At 64.2% G+C, this 2,624-nt stretch carries 1 CRISPR repeat array.

Features of this window, described 5'->3' with window-relative positions:
* A CRISPR array of direct repeats spans positions 1–2,622; the repeat unit is 28 nt; unit sequence CTCCTAACCCCTCATGGGGTGACGGGAC.
* Positions 2,623–2,624: the final 2 nt, after the last annotated feature.

Raw genomic sequence — 2,624 nt, 5'->3', positions numbered from 1 at the left:
CTCCTAACCCCTCATGGGGTGACGGGACTTCCGGCTGATGCTCCTGCGCATGGGGATCTTGTCCTCTCCTAACCCCTCATGGGGTGACGGGACCTCCGGGCGCATGGGAGGAAGGGAGTCTGACGCTCTCCTCCTAACCCCTCATGGGGTGACGGGACGCCGATAGCAGCAGGCAGAGATGGGCCATGGCATTGCTCCTAACCCCTCATGGGGTGACGGGACACGCCTTGAACTTAAAGACAATCTTATCGTCGTTTACGCTCCTAACCCCTCATGGGGTGACGGGACCTGGGGCGTCTGGGCATCGGCGGCGGGTTGCTCAACTCCTAACCCCTCATGGGGTGACGGGACGTTAACGCATCCCGGTATGTGTCCGTATTCGGATAATCTCCTAACCCCTCATGGGGTGACGGGACGCTTCAAGGGCGGTTCGAACGTCTGCGTCGTGCATGTCTCCTAACCCCTCATGGGGTGACGGGACATGAAATGGGCCGGGCGCATCCTCTCGCGGATGCGGCCTCCTAACCCCTCATGGGGTGACGGGACCAGATGGCGCTGCAGCAGCTCGACCTCCTCGCCCTCTCCTAACCCCTCATGGGGTGACGGGACAGCCCGGACGGAGGCCCGCATGATCTGTCTCGGCCTCTCTCCTAACCCCTCATGGGGTGACGGGACCAGTTCGACATTTGTCGGAAATCGACCTCGGAGATGTACTCCTAACCCCTCATGGGGTGACGGGACCGGCTTCCTCGGCGTGGGCAAGGACTTCTCGAACTGCTCCTAACCCCTCATGGGGTGACGGGACTTTCTCCCGCCATGGGAGTCGAGCAGTCCGCCACGGGCTCCTAACCCCTCATGGGGTGACGGGACGCCCTCGACGCCGAATTGCCTCTGGAAGAGCGGCCTTCTCCTAACCCCTCATGGGGTGACGGGACTCGCGATCCAGCATGGCGTTCACGCGGTCCTTGAGCACTCCTAACCCCTCATGGGGTGACGGGACAACGCCCTCATGTTGGAACTCGGGCTTTACGAAGCCCTCCTAACCCCTCATGGGGTGACGGGACCTGCTCGGGACGGACCCGACGACAGTTCGGCGCTGGGACTCCTAACCCCTCATGGGGTGACGGGACCTGCGCTCAAAGCCGCGAAGGAGGCCCCGCGTTCGCCTCCTAACCCCTCATGGGGTGACGGGACTCTCGCCAGCCCCGACCTTTTGCGCGATCACGCCGAACTCCTAACCCCTCATGGGGTGACGGGACTCGCGCGGGCTTCGTCTTTGGCGGATGTGTCGATGCGCTCCTAACCCCTCATGGGGTGACGGGACCTACGCCAGCTACCGCGCCGGGATGCCGGATGTGCTCTCCTAACCCCTCATGGGGTGACGGGACGACGAGGCTTGCGACCGCGCCGAAACCGAGGCCGCTGCTCCTAACCCCTCATGGGGTGACGGGACGATTTCGGCAGCGGCTTGGGGCGCCCTTCGCGACCACCTCCTAACCCCTCATGGGGTGACGGGACTCGGGCGGGGCGGCGACTGGCGCAGGTGTCTCGCTGCCTCCTAACCCCTCATGGGGTGACGGGACCCGCCTTCCGCGCCAACGTCAAGCCCGGCGTATTGAGCTCCTAACCCCTCATGGGGTGACGGGACAGGAAGGGAGGAGCCAATCGTATCGCGTGTAGCTCGCCTCCTAACCCCTCATGGGGTGACGGGACCGCGTGGGACAGCCCGCGCGCGGGATGCGAATTCGTCTCCTAACCCCTCATGGGGTGACGGGACTCGGCGGCGCTTTCGTCGGATATGGTCTCGAAAGTCACTCCTAACCCCTCATGGGGTGACGGGACCAGCGTCGCCGCTTACCTTGCGACCCTCGCCCGTGTGACTCCTAACCCCTCATGGGGTGACGGGACTACTACATGGCGCACGTGCGAGTGACCCCCAATGGCCTCCTAACCCCTCATGGGGTGACGGGACACCCGGACCTGTGGTCCCCCACCGACTATTGAGGCGCTCCTAACCCCTCATGGGGTGACGGGACTCGATTTTAGCCCTCCGGACGCTTCGCCCGCCGAACATCTCCTAACCCCTCATGGGGTGACGGGACGTGTTTCGCTATGCGATGCAGTCTCAACGATTCCATCTCCTAACCCCTCATGGGGTGACGGGACGCGCAGCGCGTGGTCGAGGAGGCCGGGGATCCGCCAGCCTCCTAACCCCTCATGGGGTGACGGGACGCGATATGAATGTGCGTGACGTCCGCCGACTGCCCCGTCTCCTAACCCCTCATGGGGTGACGGGACGATGTCCCACAGGAAATCCGGTCCGCATTGCGCGATCTCCTAACCCCTCATGGGGTGACGGGACCGGCGGCGCGTCTCTGGCGGCGCAATTCCGGCTTCAGCTCCTAACCCCTCATGGGGTGACGGGACGCCAGACCCGCCCGATGGACCGCCCCGACAATTCATTCTCCTAACCCCTCATGGGGTGACGGGACCGGAGATCATCGGTGCTGACGGTCGAAAGTTCACTGCCTCCTAACCCCTCATGGGGTGACGGGACGCGGGGCGATCCGGATGCCTGCCTGATCCGGGGGGCGCTCCTAACCCCTCATGGGGTGACGGGACTG

Origin of the sequence: Neomegalonema perideroedes DSM 15528 (assembly GCF_000374145.1) — a bacterium.
Taxonomy (GTDB): Bacteria; Pseudomonadota; Alphaproteobacteria; order Rhodobacterales; family Rhodobacteraceae; genus Neomegalonema; species Neomegalonema perideroedes.
This window is presented reverse-complemented; position numbering and strand designations above follow the sequence as displayed.